Annotated in this window: 18 protein-coding genes, 1 tRNA gene and 1 pseudogene; 3 read left to right on the plus strand and 17 right to left on the minus strand. The window is 64.1% G+C overall.

Annotated features, from left to right (window positions below; genetic code table 11):
- Positions 1-42: 42 nt before the first annotated feature.
- The 14 genes from QMX79_RS09305 to QMX79_RS09370 all read right to left on the minus strand — a co-directional run bounded on the left by QMX79_RS09305 (position 43) and on the right by QMX79_RS09370 (position 14069).
- Positions 43-1188, minus strand: a complete 1146-nt coding sequence (locus QMX79_RS09305) for a type IV secretion system protein (protein WP_282246490.1) — start codon at positions 1186-1188, stop codon at positions 43-45.
- Positions 1189-1267: 79 nt separating this feature from the next.
- Positions 1268-2077 (minus strand): hypothetical protein, encoded by an 810-nt coding sequence (locus QMX79_RS09310; RefSeq protein WP_282246491.1) that lies wholly within the window; start codon positions 2075-2077, stop codon positions 1268-1270.
- Positions 2078-2142: 65 nt separating this feature from the next.
- Positions 2143-4590, minus strand: coding sequence for a VirB4 family type IV secretion/conjugal transfer ATPase (locus tag QMX79_RS09315; protein ID WP_282246492.1), 2448 nt, complete (start codon positions 4588-4590; stop codon positions 2143-2145).
- Between the two features lie 89 nt (positions 4591-4679).
- A complete protein-coding gene (locus QMX79_RS09320; protein ID WP_083214171.1) occupies positions 4680-4988 on the minus strand; it encodes a VirB3 family type IV secretion system protein in 309 nt (102 codons plus the stop codon).
- Entirely contained in the window at positions 4981-5379 is a 399-nt protein-coding gene (locus QMX79_RS09325; RefSeq protein ID WP_282246493.1) for a TrbC/VirB2 family protein, read from the minus strand. Before QMX79_RS09325 ends, QMX79_RS09320 begins: the two co-directional genes overlap by 8 nt.
- A gap of 45 nt (positions 5380-5424) precedes the next feature.
- The gene (locus QMX79_RS09330; protein ID WP_282246494.1) at positions 5425-6327 is read right to left on the minus strand and encodes a lytic transglycosylase domain-containing protein; all 903 of its coding nucleotides are present in this window, start codon (positions 6325-6327) and stop codon (positions 5425-5427) included.
- Entirely contained in the window at positions 6327-7376 is a 1050-nt protein-coding gene (gene virB11, locus QMX79_RS09335; protein WP_068852730.1) for a P-type DNA transfer ATPase VirB11, read from the minus strand. The genes QMX79_RS09330 and virB11 overlap by 1 nt, the downstream gene beginning before the upstream one ends.
- 15 nt (positions 7377-7391) lie before the next feature.
- Positions 7392-8642, minus strand: coding sequence for a TrbI/VirB10 family protein (locus tag QMX79_RS09340; RefSeq protein WP_282246495.1), 1251 nt, complete (start codon positions 8640-8642; stop codon positions 7392-7394).
- Positions 8639-9415 carry a TrbG/VirB9 family P-type conjugative transfer protein gene (locus tag QMX79_RS09345; protein WP_282246496.1) on the minus strand — a complete coding sequence of 259 codons (777 nt, stop codon included), beginning with the start codon at positions 9413-9415 and terminating at the stop codon, positions 8639-8641. Before QMX79_RS09345 ends, QMX79_RS09340 begins: the two co-directional genes overlap by 4 nt.
- A complete protein-coding gene (locus tag QMX79_RS09350; protein WP_282246497.1) occupies positions 9412-10545 on the minus strand; it encodes a VirB8/TrbF family protein in 1134 nt (377 codons plus the stop codon). Before QMX79_RS09350 ends, QMX79_RS09345 begins: the two co-directional genes overlap by 4 nt.
- A 40-nt stretch (positions 10546-10585) precedes the next feature.
- Entirely contained in the window at positions 10586-11044 is a 459-nt protein-coding gene (locus tag QMX79_RS09355; RefSeq protein ID WP_282246498.1) for a hypothetical protein, read from the minus strand.
- Between the two features lie 406 nt (positions 11045-11450).
- Positions 11451-13124, minus strand: coding sequence for a type IV secretory system conjugative DNA transfer family protein (locus QMX79_RS09360; RefSeq protein WP_282246499.1), 1674 nt, complete (start codon positions 13122-13124; stop codon positions 11451-11453).
- A 35-nt stretch (positions 13125-13159) separates the two neighbouring features.
- Positions 13160-13387, minus strand: coding sequence for a hypothetical protein (locus QMX79_RS09365; RefSeq protein WP_282246506.1), 228 nt, complete (start codon positions 13385-13387; stop codon positions 13160-13162).
- Between the two features lie 160 nt (positions 13388-13547).
- On the minus strand, positions 13548-14069 hold the full coding sequence (locus QMX79_RS09370) for a D-Ala-D-Ala carboxypeptidase family metallohydrolase (protein ID WP_282246500.1): 522 nt from the start codon (positions 14067-14069) through the stop codon (positions 13548-13550).
- A 122-nt stretch (positions 14070-14191) separates the two neighbouring features.
- On the opposite strand from QMX79_RS09370, the gene QMX79_RS09375 reads away from it, so the two are divergent.
- Together QMX79_RS09375 and QMX79_RS09380 are read left to right on the plus strand one after the other, a co-directional pair.
- Positions 14192-15412: an MFS transporter gene (locus tag QMX79_RS09375; protein ID WP_282246501.1), complete on the plus strand. Its 1221-nt coding sequence runs from the start codon at positions 14192-14194 to the stop codon at positions 15410-15412.
- A gap of 99 nt (positions 15413-15511) precedes the next feature.
- Positions 15512-18226, plus strand: a complete 2715-nt coding sequence (locus QMX79_RS09380; protein ID WP_282246502.1) for a UvrD-helicase domain-containing protein — start codon at positions 15512-15514, stop codon at positions 18224-18226.
- 29 nt (positions 18227-18255) lie between these two features.
- Here the strand turns inward: QMX79_RS09380 and QMX79_RS09385 are convergent, their stop codons facing one another.
- Positions 18256-19164 (minus strand): NAD(P)/FAD-dependent oxidoreductase, encoded by a 909-nt coding sequence (locus QMX79_RS09385; RefSeq protein ID WP_282246503.1) that lies wholly within the window; start codon positions 19162-19164, stop codon positions 18256-18258.
- 160 nt (positions 19165-19324) lie between these two features.
- On the opposite strand from QMX79_RS09385, the gene QMX79_RS09390 reads away from it, so the two are divergent.
- Entirely contained in the window at positions 19325-19495 is a 171-nt protein-coding gene (locus QMX79_RS09390; RefSeq protein WP_282246504.1) for a CsbD family protein, read from the plus strand.
- A gap of 72 nt (positions 19496-19567) precedes the next feature.
- On the opposite strand, the gene QMX79_RS09395 is transcribed toward QMX79_RS09390, so the two are convergent.
- Both QMX79_RS09395 and QMX79_RS09400 read right to left on the minus strand, forming a co-directional pair.
- Positions 19568-19657: transfer RNA gene (locus tag QMX79_RS09395), tRNA-Ser, on the minus strand.
- A gap of 76 nt (positions 19658-19733) precedes the next feature.
- Positions 19734-20666, minus strand: a pseudogene (locus QMX79_RS09400) (LysR substrate-binding domain-containing protein); the annotation flags it as partial.
- Positions 20667-20722: the final 56 nt, after the last annotated feature.

The raw sequence follows: 20722 nt of genomic DNA on the forward strand, positions 1-20722 counted from the left end.
TTGATTCCCAACACCACTCAAGGGAAGCTCCTTTCGGGAGCCTCATCGACCGTCTGCGTTTCCGTACTTGCCAGAGCCGCTGGCAGTGTCTGGGGCAGACTGGGAGACGGTTCTGCCAACGTGCTGCTGTCCGACCGTGTCTCCCGTGTTGCTCTCAGTATTCCTGCTCTGCGCCGGAGTGTACGAACCCGGGGGCTGGCCCTGCGGGCCGGCGGCTGCCGAGCCACCTATCTGGGAATATGCCATGAAGCTACCCAAGGTACCCTGGAAGAACATCGCGGCCATTGGGGGCGCAGTCAGAATCAGCGTCGTGAGGATCAGGCCCATGCCGCCCTGCTGCATGGCTTGGCTGGTCATGCCGTCGCTCATCGCATCTTCGAGGAAGAAGCTGTTGATCAGCGACGACGTCCAGAAAGCGGCGGAAACGCGTATGACCATGTCCAGCGCGATCGAGACCATCGCCGACAGCACCGCCATCGAGAACATGGTGCCTATGCCGTAGAACAGCCACTTCTGGAAGAGCTGTTTGGTCTGGTCGAACAGTAGACACAATATGAAGAGCGGGCCGAATCCGATGAACAGGGCGATGGCAACCTGGTAAAGCAGCAGCATGGCACCTGCTGTCACGGCTGGACCGCCGGTGCCGATGCCGATGAACCACATGGCACGGGTCTTCTCTTCGCGCAGACCGCCGTCATCGAGCACCTTGATTGCGTCAATGCTGGACAGCGCCACTTGCATCCAGGCCAGGCTCTTGTCGATCTGGTCCTCGGCCGTGCCACTTTTACCGGTGACCACGCGGGTGATCAGGCCGCCCACATCCTTGGTCAGGAAGTCGCTGACGCTGCTGCCGAACATCGCCATGGAGGTTGCCACGCTGATGATCAGGGCAGCGCGTGCCATGTTGGTGACCAGCACCATCATTGAATCGCGGCTCTGGCCGGTGACGATGCGGTACCCCTGGATCAACACCCACAGGGTCATCAGAATCAGGGCGATGCCGCCGACCCAGGCCATCATGCGGCCCATCATCTCGATGCCGAAATCGTTGATGCGATCGCGCAGGTAATCCAGGATCAGCTTGAAGAACACGAAGTCGCCGATCGACTGGACACGCACCGCGTAGCCCAGCAGATCCTGCAATCCGCCTGAGAAATCAAAAAAGTTGGCAATCGACCTGATCGACATTTCCACAATCCCTTGGTGATGCTGATACTGCATTGGGTCCGGCATTACTTTGCAGACCCGCTGAACCTGCCTGGGTGAATCACTTGACGCTGAGTGCGCCCTTCAATGCAGCGGTCTTGACCAGGGTTCCGATGATCTGGTTGGTGGTATCACCCTTGAGCGCATTCTCGGCCACCACCTTCTGGTTGGCTTCCATCACTTCGATGTAGGCATCGTAGGAGCGCATGCGCGACTGCCATATCTGGGCCTGTGCAGAGAGATCGTTGGCCATGCGGAGCGCCTCGCTATCCGCGCCCTGCACGTTGCCTTGGCTGTTGCTGAAAACGCGCATGTCGAAGATGCGGGTCAGCGAAGACTTCATGAGCGGCACCGACTCGTTCATGAATCTGACGGCCTCGTTGTACTTTCGATTCTGCATCATGCGGATGTTCACGCAGATCTGGGTCTGCTGCGATTTGAAGTCCGCCTTGGGATTGAACACAAAGGTCTTGAACAGTCCGGTCACGCTGAGGTCGGTCTCGCCACCGCAGCTCTGCTTGACCAGATAGTTGTCCGGAACGGTGGTCAGCACCGCGCCCTGCGGCATCCCGAAATTGTTCATGACAGCCTGCACCTGCACCAACGCCTGAGCGTACTGCTCGAGCGTGCGGATCCAGCGGGTGCGCTGTTCAACATACTCGGCCGCGTCCTGCGCCTTCGAGGCGTACGCGGTGATCTCAGCCTTGTAAGTGTTGATCTGGTTCATGATCTGCTGGTACACACTAGGGCCAACTTCCACCACGGGCATCGTGTAGGCGGGCGCGGGCGCGTTGCACATCAGCACGGTCACCAGCGACAAGGCGGCCAGGCGGAAGCTGAAGTGACGGCGGCGGGTGGTGTTCTTGTTCATGGCAATGTCCATAATTATCTCCATCGAATGCAGCGAAAGCCTGTCCCTGATCGGCCGGGGGACCGTCAGGCAACGGCGTCCTGTCGTGTCCCGGCGGGCTTTCCAGAGCCCTTGCGCTTCCTGTAGAACTCACTGAGCCACTGGTCCGGGGTGAGGTCGGCCTGCGATACCTTCTCGCGCTGGGCGGCGTCGAGCAGGACGCGGTGCATCACGTCGATATTGTCGGTGGAGGCCGAAATCACCGACAGGATGTCATCCATGCCACGCAGGTTGAGCTGGCACACGCTGGCGGCGTGGCCCTGCTTGACCAGGAAGCAGCGCGAGCGCTCGTCCAGGGCGGTGACCACCTTGAACTCGGATTCGGTCAGCTTCAGGCCGTCGATGTAATCCGAGCGGCTGGCATTGGGGTTGGGCAGCAGGATCAGCGTGGCGGTCTGCTCGATCAGCGCCGCGGCGATGTCGCTCTTGAGCGCATCTTCCGGGCTCTGGGTGGCGAAGATGCCCATGCCGTTCTGCTTACGGATGGTCTTCTGCTTGTTCTTGGCAAATTCCTTCAGGCCGCCCTCGCCGTCCAGGATCTTCCAGAATTCGTCCATCACGTAGATCAGCGGGCGGCCGTCGATCAGCGATTCCAGGCGGTGCAGCAGGTAGTTGATGACCGGCACGCGCACTTCGGGGTTGTCGATGATGTCGGTGTAGTCAAAGCCGATGATGTTGGCGCGGCTCAGGTCCACGGTGTCCACCGGGTTGTCGAACACCCAGCCCAGCGAGTTGCCCGAGGTCCACTTGCGCAGGCGCGCATACAGGCCATCGTCGCCCATGTTGGGCAGGCTCTTCTGGAAGTTGGTCATGCTGCGCAGGTGCATGGGGGTGTCGAGCATGTTCTCGACGCCGCGGAAGATGTCTTCTTCCTCGCGGGCGCTGTACTCGTTCTTGTTGGCCAGCACCTTGATCAGGTCGGCCAGGAACTGAACGTTGGCTTCGTTGTTCTCGCACTGGAACGGGTTGAAGCCGGTGGCCTGGCCGTTCTCCAGCGCCAGGTAGTTGCCGCCGCAGGCGCGCACGAAGATCTCCGCGCCGCGGTCCTTGTCGAAGAAGAAGATGGTCGGCGAGGGATCGTACTTCTGCACCTGGCTGAGCAGGAAGTTGATCAGCGCGGTCTTACCGGTACCGGACTTGCCGATCACCATGGTGTTGGCGATCGCCTTCTCGCCCAGCGAGTTTTCCGATGGGTGGGTGGCGTGGAAGTTGAAGTAGTACGGCTGGCCGTTGGTGGTCTGCAGCGTGGTCACGCAGTCTCCCCACGGGTTGTTGTGCTGCTTGCCGGTGGCGAAGTTGTGCAGCGGCGACAGGCCCAGGAAGTTCAGCGAGCTGATGTTGGCCAGGCGGGTGCGGTAGCGCCAGTTGGCCGGGAACTGCGAATAGAACGAGGCGGTGACGGCCAGGTCTTCCTTGGTCGACACGAACCCGGCGTTGGACAGCTCGGCGCGGGTGGTGGCGATGTTCTGCGACAGTTTTTCCTGGCTGTCGGCATAGACGGCCATGATGAAGTGGTACTCGCCCAGCACGAAGTTGCCGGAGGACAGCTGGTCCATGGCCTGGTCGAGCTCGACGATCTGGCTGACCGCCTTGTCCCCGGAGGAGATCATCATGCCCTTGGTGCGGTCGAGCACCTTGAGCGCGTCCTGGCGGCCCATCGGGCTGAACGAGTGGGTGATGACGTATTCGAAATCCAGGTACTTCAGGCCGTTGAGCACGCCCGGATAGGTGCCCTCGGCGTATTCCTTGATGTTGAGGATGGCGCCGAAGTGATTGACGCCGTTGGGCGTGCTGATCACGAAATCGCCGGTCTTGGCCGAGAACATGTGGCGGCTGATCGGCAGGTAGTCCTTGACCGGCGCGGACAGCACCGGCACCGGCTCGTCGACCCGGTTGAGCAGGTAGCCGAAGAACTCCAGCGTCTCCGAGAACACCATGCCGTTCTTGGCTTCGTACATGCCCATGCGGTACGGCGAGTAGTCGCGGATGACTGCCTCGACGTTGCCGGCCATTTCCAGCAGCTTGGCCACGGACTGGTCCTGCTCGGCCTGCAGCTGGGTGATGCTGGAGGACTTGTCCATGAAGCGCTTACCGGACACGACCGGGCGGTAGATCATGGTCAGGTACAGCTCGTTCTGCATGATGCGCTGCGAGGACAGCATGCCCATGTACTGGTCGGACACGTCCTGGTTGAAACGCTGGCCGAACTTGCTGCTGCCCTTGAGCTGGCGGCGACGGCGGATATCGTGCACCCAGAAGGCGACGTTGACGAAATCCGGTGCGCGCAGGGTCTGCAGCAATCGATTGAAGGTGTTGTGGCGGTGTTCCAGCTCCCAATCCTCGCGCCCCACGAAGGGCAGGCCTTCCAGGTGCCAGGTCAGCAGGAAATCTCCACCCGTGGTCTTGACGACCGTCGGCGCCACATGGGACGACAGGGGAATGAATTCGCTGATCGAGGTATCGGGACTGAACATGGGCGCTTCCAAAGGGTGCTGCGGGGATGGTGCGGGGCCTGCACCGGGCAGGCGATGTGATCGCCTGCCCGGCCTGTAGCGTGCCGTGGTCAGTCCGACGGCGGCGGCTTGTCGCGGTAGTGGTTGGGCGTGAACACCCACATTCCGTCGTGCTGCTGCAGGTTGCGCGCGCGGAACTTGAACTGCAGGCGCAACCCGATCAGGCGGAAGATCATTTCATCGCGCTTGGCCATGTGACGCAGGATGAAGATGGCAATCGGGATGGTGATCAACAGCCGCATGTCGATGTACATGCTCAGCAACAGCAAGCCGCCTGCGACCAGGAAGAACGGGACGTACGGAACGCCCAGAAACATCGCTGGCCGCGTGCAGCCGCGGAACAGGACGTTCTTATGCACTGTAGTACTGGACGGCGTTCATGATGGCGCCGGTGGCGCTGCCGGCGCAGGAGCTGGCGTTGCCGTCACCGAGCAGCATCTTGGCGATCTGGCCGGCGGCGCCGATCAGCAGGCCACCGATCAGGATCGGGGCCACGTCACCGATGCGCTTGTGGGCGAAGGCGATCTGGTAGCCGGCGAAGATGACGGCGATGGTCACCACGGCGATCGAAGCGATGTTCAGCAGGCCGTTGATGTTGTCGAAGAAGCCACAGACCTTCTTGTCGGTGCCGCCGAAGTTGGTCTGGGCGAACACGTCCGGCACGAAGACCGCGGCAACGAAGGCAACGGCCATCAGGACGGTCTTCAGCGAGCGCTGGGCGTTGGCGATATCGAGATTGTTACGCTTCATGGTGGGTTTTCCTTGTTGATGGTCTAACACGACTGGATCGGTCCTTCAGAACACGAAGGCTTCATCCCCTGGGGGGATGTTCTGTACCGGCATGGCCTGTGCAGGCATCGCCTGCGCGGGCAGTGCCACCGGGGCATTGCGTTCACTCCACGCGCGCACCACCACCGGGCCGGCGTCGTTCTGTGCCGGCATGGGGTGTGGCGCGACCGGTTGCTGCGCGTCCATGGCCCCCATCACCACGCGCGACAGCGCCGCGTCGGCGGTGCGGACCAGGCCGCCACGCACCATTGCGCCGGTGGAGGGGTACACCTCGTAGGCACGCGCCGGGTCCACCGGCACGACGGCCTGTGCATACGTGGGCGACAGCGCCTGCATGGCCTGCACGCGCGCCTCGGCCACGCCCTGCGGCGGGCCGCTGAACTGCGGGTGGTGCGCCACGTCAACCACGCGGCGCTGGGCACGGCTGACCACGTCGATCGGCGCGGCGCCGTTGGCGGCGACCATGCTGCCGCGCTGGCGCGAAATGGACGCGAACACCTTCTGCACGTAGCCGTGGCGGAAGCCGGTGGTGAAGTTGCCCGAGTAGTAACAGCTGAAGGACTTGCCCCAGTCCTTGCCCGAGCGGCCATAGCACTCGGCCAGGATGCGCGAGGCGGCCTGCAGGTTCGGGCACTGCTGGAAGGCCTTCTCGTACGAATCCAGCCCGTACTTGGCCAGGTTGTAGCGGTTGACCTGGGCCAGGCCCACCGAGAAGTTGTAGCCCTTCTCTTCCAGCATGCGCACGGTGGCCAGGGCCTCGTCCAGCTGCTTGGGCTGGCGCACCAGCGCGCCGCCGACCACGCCGATGGCGTAGGGGTTGCGCGAGGATTCCACGTTGATCACGTGCTGCATCACGTCCATGGACACGGCCATTTCCGGACACACCATGGCTTCAAGACCGGGCAGCATCAGGCATCACTCCCTGCGGCCAACGCGCGTTCGGGGCTGAAATCGATGCCGGTGATGTAGCGGCTGCCGGCATGCGCCTTGATATGCACGACCACGTCGATGGTCATCTTCAGCAGGCGCTTGATCACCGAGAACTCCAGGCCGGAGCCTTCGGCCGAGGCCTTCACCATCAGGCCCAGCTGGTCCCAGGTCTGTTCCGGGCTGCCGGCGTGGCAGCTGGTGATCGAGCCGGGATGGCCGGAGGCGCAGTTGCGGATGAAGTAGAACGCTTCATCGCCGCGAAGCTCGGCCAGGATGATGCGGTCCGGCTTCATGCGAAGGCACGCTTCCATGCAGCTCTTGGCGGTGACGTTGCTGGCGCTCTGCCCGCCCTTGGAGTACAGCAGGTGCACCACGTTGGGCTGGCTGATGAACAGCTCGCGCGCATCTTCGATGGTGACCAGGCGTTCGTTGGCCGGGATGTGGTTGACCAGCGACTTCATGAAGGTGGTCTTGCCGCTGCCGGTGGCACCGGACACCACGATGTTCTTGCGGTACTGCACGGCCTTGCGGAAGAACTCGGCGTAATCGCGGTTCTGGCGCAGTGCCAGCAGTTCCTGGTCCTGTTCACTCAGCGCGTGGCCCTGTTCCAGGATCTGGTTGAAGAACCCATCGCTCTGGTACTGCTCCAGGGTCTTGGTGTGCTTGGACGGCAGGCGGATGGTGATCGACACCTTGCCGGCGTCGCACGCCGGCGGGATCACGAATTGGGCGCGCTGGCCGGTCGGGAAGGTCAGCGACACCACCGGATCAACGTCGGTGATGCGCTGGCCGGTGTTGCTTTCATTGACCACGGCGGTACAGAACTGGCGCGCACGCTCGAAGGTCAGCGTGGGAACTTCCACACGCTGCCAGCCGTCACGCGTTTCCAGGTACACCTCGCCCGGACGGTTGATGCAGATTTCCGTCACATCGGGCGAGGTCATGTACTGGTGAATGCCCAGAACCTCGTACTGGTACCTGAGAAACTCACTGGAAACGTCGGCTACAGGGGCCACTTCGGCGTCCATGTTCTGTCCAGGCGATCAGCGGCGGCGCGGCAGCACGTCGCTGAAATCGACGTCCTTGGCCACGTAGACACTCATCACGGTGCCTTGGTTGATGGTGACGGTGGGCGGGCGACGCTCGCTCATCGCTTCGTTGGCCAGGCGCTCCATGCTGCGCGCGGTGGCGCTCTCATAGGGCGACTGCACGGCAAAACCGCTGCTGCTGATGGTGGTGGTCTCCGGGCCGTGTTCGGCCGCGGCATATTTGAAGGCGTCCGCGATCAGGCTGATCATCAGCGCCGAGGCGATACGGCTGCCCCAGTGCGCGCTGTAGTCGCCCGGATGGCCGGCGCCACCGAGCTGGTCGATGCCCGGGCTGGACATGGCAACGTCGATGCCGTTCGGGGTGGTGATGCGGTCCCAGATCACTTCCACGCGCTTGCCCTTCGGGCCGCCGCCATACGCACCGTAGATCTTCGAACCCTTCGGCAGCAGCAGGCTGCGACCGTTGATCGAGTACACCGGTTCGGTCAGCAGGCACGAGGTGAAGCCGGAGACGTCGGTGATGATGCGGGTTTCCAGTACGCAGCGCAGGTAGGTGCCGCGCACCAGCAGCGCATCCGGGCTGCGGATGAAGGCAGCGCTGGAGACATCTTCCACGTCGGGACCGCGGCGGACCTTGGTCGGTGCCGGCTGCTGCGCACCCGGCAGCTGCGCCATCATCGCGCGGGTGTACTCATCATCCGGACGGCCGCCTGCCCCACCCTGCGCATCGGACCCGCCGAGCGCACCACCGCCTACACCATTGCCCGACGCCATGCGGCGATCCAGCAGCGAAGGCTGACGCGGTTCGTTGGAGAAGCCCGAGTCGTCGGGAATCGCCGGCGGTGTGCGGTACGGGTTGTCCTGCGCCGGCGGCGGCAACGGCGGCAGCATTTCAATGGGCTGCGCATCGGCGACCGGGGCCTGCGGCAGCACCGGCTGCGCGGTCGGCAGTTCCGGGGTGGACACGCGTGCCTGTTCGTTGACCCTGGCCGGGCCGTCCTGGTCGTCGCTGCTCTTGCGCAGCAGCAGGAAGCCCATGGCGATGATCAACACCAGGATGCCGCCCAGGAACGCCAGCGCCTTGCGGTTCAGGCGCTGTTCCTCGGCCGAGCGCAGCTGCGGCGCGGCGGCATCGAGGTTGGGATTGTTGTCGGCCACGTTCTGGCCGTAGTACGGATTGCTCGGCGCGTCGCCGTCGTCGCGGCCGTGGTTCGGCTCGTTGCCGGGAGTGTTGTGCTGGCTCATTTCTTCACGTTCCTTCGCAGACCAACGACGTTGTCACCGTGACGGATGACCAGGTAGGGATAGGTGCCATGCACGATGAGCGAATTGCCCTCCACCGTCGTGTTGAGCACGAAATCCTCACCGTACTCGCTCTCACGGCCGAACACCGCCGGGAAAATGCCCGTCTTGTACTCCGGCGACGCCGGCAGTTTCAGGTAGGTGAAACGGCCATCGTCGTAGGCGTTGACCGGAATCAGCCAGCCCATCTTCTTGGCGCGGCGGGTGGAGTACGAATAGTCGAAGTTGTACTGGCGATCCTTGGCCAGTTCCGAGCTGAGCAGCGGCTTGACCTCTTCGTCCACCGCCTGCTGGGCGGTACCGAATTCGGTATCGCTAGGGTAGCTGAAGGCGATCTTGTACTGCACGCCGGCACGGCGCGCCTGTTCGAGCTGGCGCCAATCGGTGGCCACCACCTTCAATTCGAAGATGTACGAATGGGTCTCGGTGCGCACCATCATGTTGGTGTCCACGTCGACGTTCTTCGGCTTGAGGTAGAACACGTTCTCGCGACGGGTCAGCTCCCAGCCACTGCTGAAGCCGGTGCTGTAATCCAGGATCTTCTCGTTCGGGCTCAGTTCGATCTGGGTGGTGAGACCCAGGCCGGTGCGCACCGGATAGATGCGGTCCTGTTCGTATTCGTAGTGGTCGACCACCTGGGCCTTCGCAGGCGCGGAGACCAGGGACATCATCGGCACCAAGGCCAATGCGGCCCACCAAAGTTTGCTACTACTCATCGGTTGCTTGCTCCCTCAGCAGTTCCGGTGGAAACGTTCTGTGCCGGCACGCTGGCCGGTTGCCGCGGCGCGACTTGTCCTGGTATCGCCTGGCCCGGCAGTGCCTGCCCGGGGAATTGCTGCTGCATCGGCTGGCCGGGCACCTGCCCCGGCACGGCCTGGCCCGGCACCGTCATCTGGCCCGGCACCGGCTGCCCCGGCACCAGCATCTGGCCGGGTACTGCCTGGGCCGGTACCGCGACCGGCTGGCCGGTGGCCGGATCGATCATGGTGGCAGCCGCCGGGTTGTTCGGGTCATACACCTGCGCTGCGGCGGCCGCGGCTGCCGCCTGGGCGGCCTGGGCCGCAGCGGCCTGGTTGGCCTGTTTGGTCATGTCGGCTTCGTCGGGCACCGGCACGCCGCGGGCGTAGTCGTTGTCGACGCGGTACTCGGTGACCTGGAAGGCCAGCGGATTGAGAATCCGGTCCTGTTCGCTCAACGCCAGGTCGGTGCGGTAATCAAAACGCATCGTGACCAGCTTGTTGTCCAGGAACTGGGAAACCCCGGTGGTCTTGTCGAGCAGGCTGCGCTGGATGCGCACCGAAGCGCCGCGGAAGCTGCCGTTGCCTTCGGCGGCCAGCGGCGTGATGCTCAGGATCTTGATCCGGATCGCCTTGTTGGTGCCGTACACGTACACCGGGTTCTGCGGATTGTTGTTCGCATAGCGCTGGCGCTGGGTGGCGGCGACCGGCTCGGACGACATGGTGAACACCAGGTCCCAATCGCGCAGGCCCATCACCGCAGAGTCGAACGACTCGCGCGCCATCACGTACTGGGCGACGTTGCTGCGGTTGATAGCTTCGTTGGCAGTGATCGATCCGTCACCGAAATTGCCCGCCAACCGGGCCACGGTCGCGTTGCCGGTGTAGGCATCGGCCATCACCAGGAACGGCACCTTCTCCTTCAACGGCAGCATGTAGTAGTAGCCGCCGGCCAACGCCAGCGACATCACCAGCGAACCGGTCGCCACCCACCAGGCGCGACGCTCGCTGCGGCGCGCCATGTCGGCAACGGTCAACTCGTAGCTCACCGCCTTGGCGACCGCCTGGTCGACCTTGGGGTTATTGCCTGCGTCCTTCTTTCGGAACATGGGGTCATCCGTACTGCTGGAACATCAAGGGGGCGCGGACTCAGCTTCCGCTGGACGCGTCGACACTGCCGGCGGCAGCGGTCGGCGAGGCGGCGGAAGCGGACTGCACGACGATCTGGTTGCCGACGATGGACACCGACACGCCCTGCCCTGCATACGCGGCAGTGAGATCGATCATGGCCTGCTGCGGATTGGTGGTGCCGATCGTGGAAACCGCGCCATACAGCGTGTAATCGGAGCTGATGCGGTAATCCAGCGTCATCCCCGAATCCTTGGCCCAGCGTTCAAGCATGGTCTTCAAGGTCCCGTCCATGGGCGAGGCCTGGTACACGTAGCTGGTGTACAGCGGGATTTCCATGGTGGTGCTGGCGAAGCGGTTCACCGGCTTCCAGCGACCGCCGAAATCCGGCGCCGGCGGCGTGGCGCAACCGGCCAGCAGCAGCACGGCAACGGCGGTGGCAACGCTGATGGATCCCTTAGACAGAAACGCTTGCTTCATACGAACTTCCCTATGACGTACGGAATAGCGGCTTTTAACCGGGAAAAAACGGCAACACGCTGGCGTGTCGTGGCCTGCGGTCAGGCCCGACAACGCAACGTTGGATGCAAGCAACACCTTTCACCGGTGCAACCGGGCCCCCGCCCCGTCTGGTGTGTAAACGCCCCGAACGCCTGTCCGGCCCCTGCGCCTGCACACCCAACCCGAGAAAAGCCATCCATGTTCCTCTTGACTGCTTCAGTGCATGTCTTCCAGCACTGGTCTCAACAACAAATTCATGACGTACAGAACGTCCATCACAAATACGATGCCACACATTCGCGTCAAATCAACGTCAAAAGCGACAATTTTTTAACGTTCGTGCGTTGTTTCTTTGACGCACGTCACATGCCTTCACATGCGACGGTTACAGATCCAACGTCGGTACCGAGGTCTTCGGCAACAGACGCGATGTGAAGTAACGGTCCTGGTAATACTTGATCTTGTCGCACTTCACCGGATGCGGAATGCCCTCGTAAAGGAACACTTCGTGGTCGTTGCCCATCGCCTTCAGCTCCTGCGGCAGCATCAGCGCGCGCCGCTCTTCGGTGAAGCTGTGGGTCTTTTCACGGGCGTGCGTGACGTTCTTCTTGCGCACGGTCGTGTAGCCGAGCATTTCCGAATAGTCGTTGGCATCCTGCTGCTCACGCGGCGCGTAGAGGATCTGCAGGGCGTGGTTGGTGATGATGGTGCGCGACACGTCCCTGCCGTAGGTGGCGTCGAGCTGGGCCATGCTCTGGATGATCGGCAGCAGGCGCACGTTGTAACCGGCCATGTAGGACACCGCCGAGGCGATGATGTCCACCTTGCCGATCGCGGTAAATTCGTCCATCAACAGCAGGCACTGGTACTTCAGGTCCGGGTTGGACTTGGGCAGTTCCTTGGTGTTGAGGTTGATGATCTGGCTGAAGAACAGGTTGATGATCAGTCGGCTTTCGGCCAGCTTGTTGGGCTGGATGCCGATGTAGATGGTCATCTTCTTTTTGCGCAGGTCGGTCAGCAGGAAGTCGTTGGCACTGGTGGCCTTGTCCAGCACCGGGTTGATCCAGGCGTTCAGCGGCTCCTTGAAGGTGCCCATGATCGACGCGAAGGTCTCATCGGCCTGCGACAGCAGGTTGGCGAACGCCGACCGCGCGTTGCCGCTCAGGAACTTCTGCTCGGACAGCGCCTTGAGGTACTTCTTCAGGTCGCTGCCATCGCCGGTGGACAGGCGGAACACCGCGCCCAGCGTCGGCGTGCCCTGCCCGCCCGGGAAGCCCTGGCGGCGCTCGTCGTCCCAGTTCTCGAACAGGTACAGCGTGAAGGCCATGAACGCGTTGCGGGCCTGGCTGATCCAGAACTTCTGCTCGTCCGAGCCATCCGGGTACAGCATGGCGGCGATGCTCATCAGCTCCGACACACGGAAGGCCTGGTCGTCGGAGACGTAGCTGAGCGGATTCCAGCGATGGGTGCGGCGGTCTTCGGCAAACGGATTGAACAGGAACACCTCATGGCCCTGGCTGGCACGCCAGCCACTGGTGAGGTCGAAGTTTTCCTGCTTGATGTCCAGCACCACCACCGACTCGCCGTACTCGAGCAGGTTGGGAATGACCACGCCCACGCCCTTGCCCGAGCGGGTGGGTGCGGCCAGGATCACGAACTGCTGGCCGCTCAGGCGCACCAGCTTGCCGCCGAAGCTGCCGACCACGATGCCGTTGTCGGTCTTCTTGAACAGACCGTGCTTGGCCAGGTCCGCCGCTTGCGCGAAGCGGGCATCGCCGTGCAGGGATTTCTTCTTCGGCTTCAGCACGAAGAACAGCGCGACGAGGCAGGCCACGACAGGCAGGCTGAAACCGACCACGCCCGCCGCTTTGATCTTGGTCAGGTACGGCGCAACCGCCGGCTGATCCATCGCCTGGACGTATTGGTAGTAGGTGTTCCACTTGAACAGCCCGGTATCCAGGCCGAGGAACAGCAGCGTGAGGTAGCCGGCAAGGCAGTAGCCAACAAGTGCGGTCAAGAGGATGACAACAGCGGTGACAACAATCTTCTGCGTGGACAAACCAATCCTCCATGACGCGCCCCAAGGCGCTGCGTCTAGCGCCGGCGCCTGCGTGGCACCGTGCGCGTTTCTTTCTCTTCTTCGCACAACTGCGACCAGTGCGAGTGCGCTTGATCAAGCGACACCACATCGGTCAGCCGCGCGCCGTCGGAAGTGAAAACGGCGAAGCCAAACACATCGGCCGGACTGTACACCGGCGAATATGTCAGAGCCACCAGCTGAAACCTGCCATCAACCCGCAACGCATGAGGGAATTCCACCATCACGCATGCTCCCTCGGCTTGATGCCAATGCGCGCATGCTAATGCACGTTTACGACGATGCCAATCAGAAATTACTTACAATACAGCTGTGAATACAGGTGTATTCGCGACACTGGTGCGCGTAGTGGGACAATGGAACGAGATCGCGTTCATCACGCTGCTACAGGCCCTGTAGATAGCGCGTGCGACCTTCACGCCGTATTGCCGTCAATTGTTGTTGTCGCGGTTGCGGCGCATACGACACATGCACCCACTCGCCGAACTCTTCAATGAGCTGGTCGAACGGCAGGCCCAACGCGACGATCCGCTGCGCCAACGCCATCGAGGTCATGCCCTGCACGCGGATGTCGGCCGCCTGGCCTTTGCGATGCTGGCTGCCGGCTACGCCGCCCACTGCGCGGTTCACTGCGGCGGAGCGGAATGCCGATGTGATGTACACCGGTTTCCCCAATGCATCGCGCAACGGCTGCAGCACGTGTTCGGCCAAGGCGAGCAGCGCGGCACGCTCAGTGCGATTGGCCACGTTTGGCAAACCGGTCGAGGTAACGGTCAATTCTTCGAGTGTGAAATTGGATGTCAGCCGCATCCTTGTGTGCTCGCGTTGATGTGACCTCAGGTTGCACACGCCCGGAGGTGACGTCGTGAAGATCATGTGAAGAAGACGCCACGACGCCACCGTCATGCTTTATCTAAAGGCATGCCTGGTTCGGCCCACAGCTTTCCAATGGCGAATGCGCCCGTTTCAGACGCATGTTGCGTTGCAGCAGTACAATACCCGACCACGTACTCCGCCCCACCGGTCCCATGAGCCCCACTACCCTTCCCCTGGCCGCGCGGCTGTCTTCACGCCAGCGGACGCTGATCATCCTGGCCCTGTCGCTGGGCGGCTTCGCCATCGGCACCAGCGAGTTCGCCAGCATGGGCCTGATGCTGGAAATCAGCCGCGGGCTGTCGATCAGCGAAACCCAGGTCGGCCACCTGATCAGCGCGTATGCCATCGGCGTGGTGGTCGGTGCCCCGCTGCTGGCCTTCGCCGGTGCCGGTTATGCGCGGCGCACGTTGCTGCTGGGCCTGATGGGCTTCTATGCCGTGGGCAACCTGGCCAGCGCACTGGCCCCGGATTACGCGACGATGTTGATCGCCCGCTTCATCGCCGGCCTTCCGCATGGCGCCTACTTCGGCGTGGCAATGCTGGTGGCCGCGGCGATCAGCCCGCCGGCGCAGCGAGGTGCAGCCGTGTCGAAGGTGCTGCTGGGCCTGTCGATCGCGATCCTGGTAGGCAACCCACTCACCACCTGGCTGGGCCAGCAGTTGAGCTGGCGCACCGCCTTCGCGCTGGTCAGCGTGCTCGCCATCGCGACGGTGGTGATGATCGCGCGCTTCCTGCTGCCCGACCCGGATGAAGTGCGCACCTCGCCGATGCGCGAGCTGCGCGCGTTCAACCGGCCGCAGGTGTGGCTGGCGCTGGCGATTGGCTCGGTGGGCTTTGCCGGCATGTTCTGTGTGTTCACCTACCTGGCGCCGACCCTGGTGCAGGTGACCGGCCTGGCCGAATCGTGGATGCCGGTGGCCGTGGGCATCTTCGGTATCGGCGCGATCATCGGCAACGTCGCCGGTGGCTGGCTGGTGGACCGCTTCCAGTTCCGCGCCGCCGCCGTGGTGCTGCTGTGGTCGATCGTGGTGCTGCTGGCCTATCCGCTGGCAGCCAACTCGGTGTGGACGATCTTCCCGATGATCGTCGCCGTGGGCACGATGGGCGCCCTGGCCGCCGTACTGCAGACCCGCCTGATGGACGTGGCCGGTGAGGCGCAGACGCTTGCCGCTGCGTCCAACCACGCCGCGTTCAATACCGCCAACGCGCTTGGCCCGTGGTTCGGCGGCATGGCCATCGGCGCCGGCTTCAGCCCGGCCGTGACCGGCTATGTGGGCGCGGCCACCGCACTGGGCGGCCTGCTGCTGTGGGGCGTGGCGGTGCTGGTGGAACGGCAGTCGCGTTCGAATGAGGCGGTTGCCTGCGAGCGCTGATCCGCAGCATGGCGCCCCGCTGAAGAAACCCCGCCCCGGCGGGGTTTTTTCGTTTGGATTTTCCTATCATGGCGCACCTACTTCATTGCCGATGTACAGATGACGCACGCCTGGTCCCCTTCCCCGTGGGGCCGACGCCTCTCGCGCTCGCCGGACTGGCAGCTGCGCCGGATCGATGACCGATTCGAATTGACCGTGGATACGCAGCGCTATTCGCTGGCCGTTGCCGCGTCACAGGCGTGGCGCGTGCAGCGCGGGCCGGTCTGGACCACGCTGTGGTTCGCTACCGAGGATGGTGACCTCGAGCTCGGTGGATTGCCCAATGTGCAGGCGCACGCGCTGCAGGCGCTGTGGTCGGCCAGCGCACACGCCCATCGGCAGGATCAGCGGCTCGACGACGCCAACGAGGCGCTGGCCCAGCTGCGCGCCTGGTTGGCGGAGGCTGACGCACTGCTCGAACGCGTCGAGGCGGAGCAATGTTGGCTGACCCTGGAACAGCAGCAGGCGCTGCTGCAGCGCCGCCCCATCCTGCGGCTGGATGAGGAGGCGCTGTGGGCCGTGTTTGACGATCCCAGGTTGCGCCCGCAACTGGACGGCACCGCTGCCGCGATCGAGGAGGACCTGCTGCGCTGGTCCGGTGACTGGGCTGCCAGGTTCGCGTCACACAATGACGCGCACCTGCAGGCCGAGCGCAGTGAAGCCGCGGAGCTGCTGGCGCGTGTCGAGCGCCTTCCCCTGAGCGAGGAGCAGGCGCGTGCGGTGCTGTGCTTCGACAGCCGGGTGCTGGTGGTGGCCGCCGCCGGATCGGGCAAGACCTCGACCATGGTCGCCAAGGCCGCCTATGCGGTCGAGCGCGGGCTGATGGCACCGGACCAGATCGTGATGCTGGCCTTCAACAAGGAGGCGGCCAGCGAACTGCAGCAGCGCACCGCCGCCGCGTTCGCGCGGCTGGGCCTGCCCGCCGACGACGTCACGGCCTGCACCTTCCATGCCCTGGGCCGGCAGATCATCGGCAAGGTGACCGGGCGCATGCCCGAGGTGCCGTCGTGGGCGGTGGATGCCACGCAGGGCTTCAACCACCTGGCCGACATCATCGACCGGCTCAAGGACCGCTCGCTGCACTTCCGCACGCAATGGGACATGTTCCGGCTGGTGTTCGCGCGCGACCTGCCCCCACGCGGCCAGACCGCGCCGGCCGACGGCTGGGATGGTGACGGCAACCGCTACGTGCGCACGCTGCGCGGCGAGCGGGTGGGCAACATCGAAGAATGCGTGATCGCCGATTGGCTGTTCTACAACGGCGTGGACTACACCTACGAACCGCACCCGGTGCTGGATACCGCCACTGATACCTGGCAACCGGGCTGCGCGGATTTCTTCTATCCGGGTACCACGCTGTACCACGTGCACCGGATGGACGATGCCCCCGGTGTGCATGCACGCGGTAACGATGCGGTACGACTGGAAACCACGGCCGCGCAGCTGCGCAGTGGCGAGCTGTTCGACGCACTGACGGACGCGCTGACCGCGCACGACCTCGCGCTGGATCCCAACCCGGACCGCGAGCTGCCCGAAGACGGCGCCCGGCCGATGCCGGACAGCGAACTGATCGGCCTGCTCCGCACCTTCATCAGCCACGCCAAGAGCAACGGGCTTTCCGTGGCCGACCTGGCCGAGCGCCTGCGCCAGCTGCCGGAGGACCGATTCAAGCACCGTTACCGGCTGTTCCTGGAACTGGCCACGCCGATCCTGCATGCCTGGGACGACGCACTCGCGGCCGAGAATGCCATCGACTTCGAAGACATGCTCAACCAAGCCGCCGAGTTCCTGGAACAGGGTCGCTACCAGGCTCCGTACCTGCTGGTGATGGCCGACGAGTTCCAGGATGCCTCGCGCGCCCGTGCGCGGTTGTGCCGGGCACTGGTACAGGCGCCAGGCCGGCACCTGTTTGCGGTGGGCGATGACTGGCAGTCGATCAACCGCTTCGCCGGTGCCGACGTGACCGTGATGACGCGGTTCGACGACACTTTCGGACCATCGCAGGTGCTGCAGCTGGCGCAGACGTTCCGCTGCCCGCAGGCGTTGTGCGATGCCTCCAGCCGCTTCATTTCCAGGAACCCGGCGCAGATCGCCAAGCAGGTGCGCTCCTCCACCCCGGCACAGGGTGCGGTGCTGCAGGCGTTCCAGGTGGCCTCGCGCGACCGCCTGCAGGATGCGATCTACCAGTACCTGCAGCGGTTGCAGCAGCAGGTGCGCAGCGGCGCCATCGCGCCGGGGCGCAATGGACGGCTGTCGGTGTTCATCCTGGGACGCTACAACGCCGAGCGATCCTACCTCCCCGCGCACTGGACCTCACGTTTCGGTGCGGACCTGGAACTGAGCTTCCTCACCGCGCACCGCGCCAAGGGCGCCGAGGCCGATATCGTGATCCTGCCGGCGATGCTCGAGCGCAGCTTCCCGAGCGCACGCGCCGATGATCCGGTGCTGGGCCTGGCGATGCCACATGCGGATACGTTCCCGCTGAGCGAAGAACGCCGCCTGTTCTACGTGGCGCTGACCCGCGCGCGACGCTCGGTGGCGATGTTCACCGTACAGGGCAAGCGTTCGCCGTTCCTGGATGAGCTGGTTCGCGACGGTGCGGTGGCGATCACGGCGATCAACGGCGAACCGATCCGCGAGCAGGCCTGCCCGGTCTGCGACGGCGGCGTGATCGTGCAGCGTACCGGACCCTATGGCGAGTTCGCCTCGTGTTCCGGCTACCCACGCTGCCAGCACAAGCCAAGGCAGACACCGGCAGCAACGGCCCTACGGTAGCGCCACGCCCTGCGTGGCCGGGACAACAATCAGTCCAGCAACCCCAACAGCGAGCGGTGCACAGCAACCCCAACCAGCGCACCCTCGCCCACCGCCAGCGCGATGCTGCCGGCCATGCGCCCGGCATCGCCGCAGGTGAACACGCCGGGCACCGTGGTCTGCTTGGCCGAATCGGCGGTGATGCAGCCGGCGTCCATCAGCTCACAGCCAAGCTGCTCCGCGATGTCCGAGGAAAGGGTTGAATGCGGAAGCAGGAACAGCGCATCCAGCGCGATCTTCCGACCGCCCTCCAACGCGACCGTGGCGGCATCCTCCACGTGCAGGATGCGTTCGGATTCGATCACCACGCCGCATTCGCCCAGGCGTTCGCGCTGCTCCGGGTCGATGCTGTCAGGACTACTGCAGAACAGCGTAATCCTGCCCCAGTCACACAACAGCAGCGCCTGCCCTGCGCCACCATCGTCGGAACAACCGATCACGCCGATATTGCCTTCGTAGAGTTCGTAGCCGTGGCAGTAGGGGCAATGGAAGACACTGCGACCCCAGCGTTCGGCCAGGCCGTCAATGGAGGGGAGCGTGTCGGTGACGCCATAGGCCAGGACGAGGCGATTGGCAGTGAACGTCCGGCCGTCTTCGCAGCCGACGTCGAAGGACGTGCCTTCTTCCAGCACGCGGGCGCTTACGGCCTTGTTCTCCACCCAGGTCAACGTGGGATAGCGCATCAGTTCGGTGCGCGCCTGCGACGCGATGTCCGCCGGATGCAGGCCTTCCTGCCCGATGAAGCCATGCGCAGCCAGCGAGTTTCGATTGCGCGGCGTTCCGGTGTCGATGACCAGCACGCTGCGGCGGGCGCGCACAAGTTGCAGTGCGGCCGACATGCCGGCGTAGCTGCCGCCGATGATGATGACGTCGTAGCGATCGGGTGACGGGGCGTTCATGCGCGCGGCTTTTGTAGGTGAATGGCCGCAGGATACGGCGCGTGCGTGAAACGACACTCACGGGATGTGCGTGGCGTGATGTTGGAGTTCACCGTCTCGATACCGCGCTGCACGCAGGATGGAATCACCCACAACGGGCTCAACTTCGAGGTATCAGCTCATGGACAAGAATCGTACTGAAGGCGCAAAGAACCAGGTCAAGGGCACCGTCAAGGAAGTCGCTGGCAAGGTGACCGGTGACAAGTCGCAGGAGATCGAAGGCAAGGTGCAGAAGGAAGTTGGCAAGGTGCAGAGCGAAGTGGGCAAGGCCAAGGATGATGCTCGCCACTGATGTGTGCAGCCACGCAGGGCGTGGCTCTACATCAGATACGCGAAACGCCCCTTTCGGGGCGTTTTGCGTATCTGGCGGAGAGAGTGGGATTCGAACCCACGGAAGGAATGACCCTTCGCCGGTTTTCAAGACCGGTGCCTTAAACCGCTCGGCCATCTCTCCATATGCGGGCCGGCCTGGGCCGGGCGCGTATTCTCGCATGGGCGGCCCGGTTTGCCCAAGGCCGCCAGCACCAGGCTCAGCCGGCGTCTACCGCCAGGGCACCGAGGGCGCTGGCCCGGATCTTCTCCTTGGCGCGCTCGCACGCCCCACCGCAGTCCAGGCGCGAGGCCTCCAGCTGCGGCGGCAGGTGCTCGGCCAGGAAGTCGATGAATACCCGCACCGCCGGCAGCAGGCCGCGACGGGAGGCGAACACCGCGTGGCAGATGCCCTGCGGCAGCGACCATTCCGGCAACACCACTTCCAGCTCGCCGCTGCGCACGGCGTCGGCGCAGACGGTTTCGGGCAGCATGGTGATGCCGAAGCCGTCCTTGACCATGCTCTGCAGCAGCGGGAAGTCGAAACCGGCCACGCGCGGCTGCAGGTCGACGCGGCGCACCGCGCCTTCCGGGCCGTGCAGTTCCCAGCGCTGGCGGGCTTCGTCTTCGCTGATGCTCAGGGTGACGTGGTTGGCCAGTTCGTCCGGGTCTTTCGGGCGGCCGGCGCGGTCCAGGTATTTCGGGCTGGCCACCAGCAGTTCCTGCACCTGGCCGAAGCTGCGCATCACCAGGCTGCCGTCATCGTCCAGGCGTGAGCGCACGCGCAGGGCTACGTCATAGCCTTCGTTGATGATGTCGACGCGGCGGTTGCTGATGTTCAGCTGCAGGCGCACTTTCGGGTACTGGGCCAGGAACTTCGGCAGCAGCTTGGGCAGCTGCATCTGCGCCAACGAGACCGGCACGCTGGCGCGCACCAGGCCGCGTGGCTCGGCGCTGAGGCGGTCCACCACTTCGCGCGCGGCCTGGGCTTCGGCCAGCATGGTCTGCGCGTGGCGGTGCACGCTGGTGCCGACGTCGGTCACCGCGAAGCGGCGCGTGGAGCGCTGCAGCAGGCGCACGCCCAGGTCGGTTTCCAGCTGGCTGATGCGGCGGCTCAGACGGGATTTGGGGATGCCCAAGGCGCGTTCGGCGGCGGGGGAGCCGCCCGGGGGGCCCCCCCAGGGGAATTAGTTAAGGTGGGTGTGGGGGG

This window comes from Stenotrophomonas sp. PS02300, from assembly GCF_029959395.1.
GTDB classification, from domain to species: Bacteria; Pseudomonadota; Gammaproteobacteria; order Xanthomonadales; family Xanthomonadaceae; genus Stenotrophomonas; species Stenotrophomonas maltophilia_AD.

Coding starts and splice junctions, on each gene's coding strand:
- QMX79_RS09305 (WP_282246490.1), bottom strand. CDS start 1,188: ATGTCGATCAGGTCGATTGCCAACTTTTTTGATTTCTCAGGCGGATTG.
- QMX79_RS09310 (WP_282246491.1), bottom strand. CDS start 2,077: ATGAACAAGAACACCACCCGCCGCCGTCACTTCAGCTTCCGCCTGGCC.
- QMX79_RS09315 (WP_282246492.1), bottom strand. CDS start 4,590: ATGTTCAGTCCCGATACCTCGATCAGCGAATTCATTCCCCTGTCGTCC.
- QMX79_RS09325 (WP_282246493.1), bottom strand. CDS start 5,379: ATGAAGCGTAACAATCTCGATATCGCCAACGCCCAGCGCTCGCTGAAG.
- QMX79_RS09330 (WP_282246494.1), bottom strand. CDS start 6,327: ATGCTGCCCGGTCTTGAAGCCATGGTGTGTCCGGAAATGGCCGTGTCC.
- virB11 (WP_068852730.1), bottom strand. CDS start 7,376: ATGGACGCCGAAGTGGCCCCTGTAGCCGACGTTTCCAGTGAGTTTCTC.
- QMX79_RS09340 (WP_282246495.1), bottom strand. CDS start 8,642: ATGAGCCAGCACAACACTCCCGGCAACGAGCCGAACCACGGCCGCGAC.
- QMX79_RS09345 (WP_282246496.1), bottom strand. CDS start 9,415: ATGAGTAGTAGCAAACTTTGGTGGGCCGCATTGGCCTTGGTGCCGATG.
- QMX79_RS09350 (WP_282246497.1), bottom strand. CDS start 10,545: ATGTTCCGAAAGAAGGACGCAGGCAATAACCCCAAGGTCGACCAGGCG.
- QMX79_RS09355 (WP_282246498.1), bottom strand. CDS start 11,044: ATGAAGCAAGCGTTTCTGTCTAAGGGATCCATCAGCGTTGCCACCGCC.
- QMX79_RS09365 (WP_282246506.1), bottom strand. CDS start 13,387: ATGGTGGAATTCCCTCATGCGTTGCGGGTTGATGGCAGGTTTCAGCTG.
- QMX79_RS09370 (WP_282246500.1), bottom strand. CDS start 14,069: ATGACGGTGGCGTCGTGGCGTCTTCTTCACATGATCTTCACGACGTCA.
- QMX79_RS09375 (WP_282246501.1), top strand. CDS start 14,192: ATGAGCCCCACTACCCTTCCCCTGGCCGCGCGGCTGTCTTCACGCCAG.
- QMX79_RS09380 (WP_282246502.1), top strand. CDS start 15,512: ATGACGCACGCCTGGTCCCCTTCCCCGTGGGGCCGACGCCTCTCGCGC.
- QMX79_RS09385 (WP_282246503.1), bottom strand. CDS start 19,164: ATGAACGCCCCGTCACCCGATCGCTACGACGTCATCATCATCGGCGGC.
- QMX79_RS09390 (WP_282246504.1), top strand. CDS start 19,325: ATGGACAAGAATCGTACTGAAGGCGCAAAGAACCAGGTCAAGGGCACC.